Source organism: Paenibacillus sp. J22P15 (assembly GCF_056269345.1).
This window is the reverse complement of sequence record NZ_JBWDNT010000040.1, coordinates 1-6,107: the sequence shown is the minus strand read 5'-3', so window position 1 is coordinate 6,107 and position 6,107 is coordinate 1. Positions and strand designations below refer to the sequence as shown.

The window sequence follows — 6,107 nt, the reverse complement described above, 5'->3', positions numbered from 1 at the left end:
TTTCTGCTGACAACTTGCATTCGCAAAACGTGAATCTAGCAACGTTATATGTAATCACTTGAAAAATAACGAGTTGTAATTCATTTGCTATTCAACTAACGGGCAGGATAGTTCAAAGGAAATTAGGCTTTTCCATAGAATGTATTTAAGACGGTCTCTTGCTAAATGAAACGGATTTTGAAGGGGTGGTCATAATTTGAAATCAGTTGGATTTTTACTTATGGGGCTTTCATTGTTAACATTTGCAATAATAAGAGTAATAAATGAAGCTATCTCAATGCAGCAGGGCATCGGAAATGATTATGTGCAAGGGTATGTATATTGGATAATTCTCCTTGTATTTATTATGGGTGGGTTTGCTTTTTTCAAAAATCTCAATAATGAAAAATAATCCTTATATATGTGATGTTGTTAAGCTAACGGGCAGTTTAGCGTGGTAGCATTCTGTGATTTCTCTTCCCTTTATTATATGGTAATATCTGTATAATGAGTTTTTACATGTCAGGTTGAGGGGGACGAATCAATATATATGGGAGCAACTTTTACAGCTATTTTTCAAAATCAAGGGTCCGATATGATACTTGCTTGCAAAAAGCTCACTGAGATTATGCTTGATACACAAAATGATGAAGAAGTTTGGAATTGGACTTACTGCAAAAAAGATAATGAATTTGCAGAACGCATTAATATTCATGGTCAACTTGAATTTCAAACTGTACATGGTTTTAACATTATATTAGGGAAGCATTTTTTTGAGTTCGACATTTTAATAGGATGGTACACACTCTTAGAAGATGAACGCTTGCAAAATCGGCTACGCCAAGATTTGAGACGTTTTGCAAAAAGCTTTGGGCCTGCTATTTATCTACCAGATAACTGTAAAGTTGATGTTTTATATTATTTAAAAGAGGAGTTGTCTTGGGAAGATGTAGTGGGCGCATTAAATCAAGAATTGGGTAAACCTAAAAAAAGTCTAAAAGAATTATTGGAATGTATTGAAAGAGATGAGGAACGCTGCGGTTATTACGTTGAGTTATTTTGATATTCCGTTGACTACCGTATAGTTTCAGCATTCCAAATAGCTACTTCATTAAGCTAACGGGGAACGATAGGGGAGTATGCTGCCACGGTGCAGAGGCTCTATTTTTCACTCAACTAACGGGCAGGATAGTTTAATAAAACACCTTGTTTAACAGAAAAATATCCCTCCATGCAAATTAATGGAAAAAAGTGGAACGCAACCTTTTGCCGATTAAGAGCGTCACACAATGTATAGACACCGTAGAGGGGATAGAAAACATTATGAGTAAGGTTTTAAGTAAAGTTTTATCAGGGCTATTGTTGGTTCTCGTCTTTTGTGTTAGCTTGCCTGGACAGGCATCTATGGAGCAGGCTTCCTTGGAAGTAAGCTTTCAGGACGAGCAATTGGAGCAAGCTATCAAACAAATATTACAAAAGAATGAAAATGAAGCCGTTATGCAGAAAGATATGGAATCCTTAACCGTTGTTGATCTTTCAAATCGAAAAATTAAAAGCCTGCATGGCTTGCAATACGCTTCTAATTTGACGCACCTTGATTTATCTGATAATGAAATTAATGATATTGAACCGCTCAAATCATTGACTAAGATTCGGAGTCTCGATATTTCGCGGAATCAGATCGTTTCAATCGATGCTTTATCCTCGATGACGGATATGGGAAGTTTGCAAGTGAACTCGAACAAAATTGCGTCAATTGAGGTCGTTAAGAGATTTCCGCGATTGCATACGTTCAAAGTGAATGATAATCAAATCTCGAATATACAGGCCTTATCGACAGCTACACAAATAATATGGCTAGAAATGAACGGGAATCAGATTGAGAATATTGGGTCCTTAAGTAAATTGGTCAAGCTAAAGAATTTGGATCTTTCGAACAATCGGATTACGGACCTGAGTTCGCTTAAGCCACTGTCCAAAAGCATGATGAATCTTGACATCGGGAGCAATCGGATTTCGGATATTAGCGCACTTGAAGGGATGACTCTAATGAGATCTCTTTATGCGGAGAACAATCAGATCAAGGAACTTGGCCCTTTGAAAAAGCTGACGAATCTGGATACCTTGAATCTCACGTCTAATTTGATTTACAATCTGGAGCCTTTGAAACCACTTTTGCAAATAAGAAACTTGTACTTATCTGATAACCGAGTATGGAACTTGGAGCCAATTAGAAACCATAAGTTCGATACACATTATGATACAGGAGCGATAAGATATGGTTTGCAATTAAACGATAACTACTTGGACCTAGGGAATACAACCAAAACGTACCAGCTTCTTCATAAGCTTTCTGGGGAAGGATACCCTAGTAATCAGCTGAAAGCTCAACGATTAGTAATCGGAAGCACGAATGCTTACGTAGGGGAAAGTGCTTTTAAACTCAGTACAGCCCCATTTATATCGTCGAGCCGTACTTATGTCCCGATTCGATTTGTGTCTGAACGGCTTGGTTCTAAAGTATCGTGGAACCAAAGCAAAAAAGAGTTAACGATCCACAAAAACAACACGACAATCAGCTGGATCTTAAATGAGAAGAAAGCAATCGTGAATGGACAAACGGTTTCTTTTGATTCGCCTTTGCTGTTGAAGAAAGGCAGTACGTTTGTACCCGTACGTTTTGTGTCTGAGCTGCTGGAATCGACCGTAGAATATATGGCGAATCCCAAAACCGTAATCATATTCGAGAAAAAATAGCCCTGCATATTCCTGTTGTTCTAACCCGCATAAATTGCGGGTTTTTGTTTTCGATTAGACTTGTTCTTGAGATGTGCTAATGCGGCGTCTTTTTCTGCTGATTAAACAAAAAGGAAATATAGTATGAGCTCACAATGTCGTTAAGCTAATGGGATACAATAGTTCAACATAAGGGCTCCACATATTATTTATGAGTAATATGTGGAGCCCTTTATTGTATTTGGTTTTCTTGAGTTTAGGTCTTGATAACCGCGGCAGCTCCTTTTTACAACCTCACAAAATAAAGGTTTTTCTGAAGTAGTCCGACCTCTCAAAAAATTAAAAGCAGAGCAATTTAAAGCTATTCTAAGAAAATGATAAAAAGGACCGGTCGCAAACGATGCAAACAAGGTCCTTTTTTTACGATTATTCCATGGAAGGGAAATCGGCGTTCAAGGACTATTCTCCAGCCTCGCCTATCCAGATCCTCTAAGCTATTTTTTTGCGTAAAACTATTTTTATCGGCATTTTTATTTGTTGTATCTTAATTATTGTCGGCGCTGAACATAGGTTATCCTTGTTTTTCTTCGCAACGCGAAGGTGCTTGGCAAAGCGTTCGACCGATCCGACCAAGAAAGCAGGCACAATAAAATATCCTCTGCCACTTTTTGCGTATTCGTGAACAATTAGCTCGTCAGCATAAGTGAGCGGAACAAGGCGGCCTTTAAAACGATGGGGTTTCAGTCCGTGCCGCAAACATGAAAGGCGGAAAAGGTGGTCGCAAATCGGTTCTTCAGAGCGAAGGTTGTCCCAAGAGTGATCGTTTTTCGATTTGCGGATAAAACGGACGCGGTTCACCCGAAGAACGCCATCTGGGTCTCGGAAAGGTTTTTCGGTCATGACCAAAACATCCGAAAGACATTCGTATTCTTCAAACCATCCATTTTCACCGATGCGCACAAGCTTCAAAAAATGGGTCATGTTTTTTGGGGCTGACAGACAAATTCTAATCTTTTCGCCTTGTTTCAAATGGTGATTGAAAATATTCATAACGTCCCCCACTTGTTGATTGTAGTCATATAACACCTTAACACAAAAGCGAAGAAAAGAGCTGATAATAGTCTTGGTAACATTTGTTTGATCAAAGTTGCAAAATACAAGAGCATCTACGAAAGATTTCAAGAAAACCAAACAACCTTTCGTTTTGCTATTGAGGGGTGTTACGAAATTTTCATTTCTCAAAAGTGTCGCAACTTATAAGAAGTGAATTTGATTAGAACAGGAGGAGATCTAAAATGGAAAAAATCTTAAAAATAATCAATTCCATTTCTTTGCTCATTCTTGCTCTGAGTTTGCTTTACATTGCAATGCAATTCCCCGACCTTATCGATAGGCTTTATATTATTGCCGAGATGCTAAGTCATGGATAAATATTGCAAAAAAAGATCTGAACGGTTGCAGTTTCTCATTGAACTCCCTTGGTACGATTTGTTTTTCTCACGAATTCTCGCTTATTCGCAGGATTTCGCCCGGTTGGTAAGGGCTGAAAGACAAGAAGGGGAACGCCGTGATAGACTTCGGCAACATGAAGGCGCACGGGAATAAAGGGAGATTATTGCCGTCCCATATACTTCCATTTACTGCACGCATTCTCCACGCAGCCCTTGGAGGTTTTCACTCCCATGTCTTAACGGGTCAAAGCCCTCTCAGTCCTTCGTTACGCCTATCCAAGGGGTGGAGGCCGGTCTTGCTAACGGTACGGGTCTGAGCCCTTTGGTTCAATATATCCGGTACTCCGTGCTTTCTTTGAAATCCTGCGAATAAGCCAAAACTCGTACAACGAAACGGTAGAATAAGTTAAGCTGCTAACTGAATAGGCAACGTTTTAGGTGGGTTATAGGCTTCGCCGCTGCGAGCCATTCCAACTAAGATTCTGGCTAATTTTCCACACAACTTCATAATAGATCTCATTTTCTTCATCTTCTTTATCTGTACATTGAAGGCATGCATAGCCTTGAACTCCGGATTGTTTGCGACTAAACTCATGGTCATCATGAAGATGAAACGTCGGAGACGAGAACGTCCACGTTTGCTAATCTTCATCTGTCCGGTCCATTTACCTGAGCTTGCTTCTGCAAGGTTGAGACCAGCATGACGCAGTAAGGCATTACCATGAACAAAACCACTTAAATCCCCCGCCTCACCTAGAATACCGGCTAACGAAATCTCACTAATACCTTTGACAGCAAGCATGGACCCCGCAAATGGAATTCGTTCCAAAACAGCGATAATCTCCGTTTCTACCGTTTGCAATTGCAGGCAGGCAAGGTCGTACTCATCGAGAAGCTGCTTCAAGTGAAGCTTGTAGGCATGTGTGGCTTGCTTAGAACCCACAGATCTGTAAGCCAATGAGATAAGAGCTCGAGCTTTTCGATCACCAGAATGCCGTTTCATAATCGATTTCCAGCCCCGTAAGATATCTTGAGGCTGTAATTTACACAATTCTTCAGGCGTTGGGAAAAGACGAAGTGTGGCCAATGAACCGATACACATGATGTTTTTGAAAACTTGTCGCAACTCAGGAAAAACAACGTCGACCCAGCGGTGAATTTGGTTCTTCGCACTAACGAGTCTCGTTACGACAGAGTCGCGGTTTGAGAGAAAGACACGTAGTTCTTCAAATGCTTCTGGTGTGTTGCGAGTGAATGAGTAGTAGCCGTTTTTGACCATGTCTGCGATGACAAGCGCATCCTTTTTGTCACTTTTGGATGGAGTATTGTCGCGATTTTCCTTATTCTTTTTCACGAGATGTGGATTGACTAGAACAACTTCAAACTGACGATTTGAGAGCCATTTGGATAGATTAAGCCAGTAGTGCCCGGTAGGCTCCATGCCAACAATGGCTGCCGTTAAAGCGTGAGTGGTTTGCAACGACTGGATCCACCGAAGAAGGGTGTTAAAACCCTCTTCATCATTTGAGAAGGATAGGGGATTACCGACCATGATTCCTCGAAAATTAACAGCACGAGCGACATGCGTTTGCTGCGCGATGTCGATCCCGACGACCAGATGTTGAGGGGTAATTTTTTCTATGAGTTGATTTTGTCTCGCTTGCGATTTAAACTTCATAGTAGAGCGTCCTCCTGGATGATGGAATTTTTAGGGCTATGACCCGTTGCGTACTTCCATCGTACCGAGGCGCTCGTTTTTTTGCAAAGCGGAAATTTAACGCTCTACAGGAATGCTAACGGGAAACGATAGTGGAGGAGCTTGCTTGGTGACAGCTCCTTTTTTTGGTTTATTTAACGGGTAAGAAAATGGAGTGATTTGTTTGTATTAATAGTTCAATATGGTGTTAGAATTAATCCGTAAAGCTTGGGTTTCTCTTTTGT

Annotated in this window: 6 protein-coding genes; 4 read left to right on the top strand and 2 right to left on the bottom strand. The window is 40.4% G+C overall.

Annotated features, from left to right (window positions below):
• Positions 1–196 precede the first annotated feature (196 nt).
• From AC0YN6_RS30355 to AC0YN6_RS30345, 3 genes are all read left to right on the top strand, one after another.
• Complete coding sequence (locus AC0YN6_RS30355) at positions 197–391, top strand: hypothetical protein (protein WP_475751974.1); 195 nt, start codon at positions 197–199, stop codon at positions 389–391.
• A gap of 138 nt (positions 392–529) precedes the next feature.
• Positions 530–1,042, top strand: a complete 513-nt coding sequence (locus AC0YN6_RS30350; protein WP_475751972.1) for a hypothetical protein — start codon at positions 530–532, stop codon at positions 1,040–1,042.
• Positions 1,043–1,302: 260 nt separating this feature from the next.
• Entirely contained in the window at positions 1,303–2,736 is a 1,434-nt protein-coding gene (locus AC0YN6_RS30345; protein ID WP_475751969.1) for a leucine-rich repeat domain-containing protein, read from the top strand.
• Positions 2,737–3,204: 468 nt separating this feature from the next.
• On the opposite strand, the gene AC0YN6_RS30340 is transcribed toward AC0YN6_RS30345, so the two are convergent.
• Entirely contained in the window at positions 3,205–3,897 is a 693-nt protein-coding gene (locus AC0YN6_RS30340; protein ID WP_475751967.1) for a hypothetical protein, read from the bottom strand.
• 113 nt (positions 3,898–4,010) lie between these two features.
• On the opposite strand from AC0YN6_RS30340, the gene AC0YN6_RS30335 reads away from it, so the two are divergent.
• A complete protein-coding gene (locus tag AC0YN6_RS30335; RefSeq protein ID WP_475751966.1) occupies positions 4,011–4,145 on the top strand; it encodes a hypothetical protein in 135 nt (44 codons plus the stop codon).
• A gap of 427 nt (positions 4,146–4,572) precedes the next feature.
• Here the strand turns inward: AC0YN6_RS30335 and AC0YN6_RS30330 are convergent, their stop codons facing one another.
• The gene (locus AC0YN6_RS30330) at positions 4,573–5,844 is read right to left on the bottom strand and encodes an IS110 family RNA-guided transposase (protein WP_475751964.1); all 1,272 of its coding nucleotides are present in this window, start codon (positions 5,842–5,844) and stop codon (positions 4,573–4,575) included.
• Between the last annotated feature and the right edge of the window lie 263 nt (positions 5,845–6,107).

What these genes read in the sequence shown, in the direction of transcription:
- AC0YN6_RS30330 (WP_475751964.1), bottom strand. Translation starts at nt 5,844, where the DNA reads ATGAAGTTTAAATCGCAAGCGAGACAAAATCAACTCATAGAAAAAATT.
- AC0YN6_RS30335 (WP_475751966.1), top strand. Translation starts at nt 4,011, where the DNA reads ATGGAAAAAATCTTAAAAATAATCAATTCCATTTCTTTGCTCATTCTT.
- AC0YN6_RS30345 (WP_475751969.1), top strand. Translation starts at nt 1,303, where the DNA reads ATGAGTAAGGTTTTAAGTAAAGTTTTATCAGGGCTATTGTTGGTTCTC.
- AC0YN6_RS30350 (WP_475751972.1), top strand. Translation starts at nt 530, where the DNA reads ATGGGAGCAACTTTTACAGCTATTTTTCAAAATCAAGGGTCCGATATG.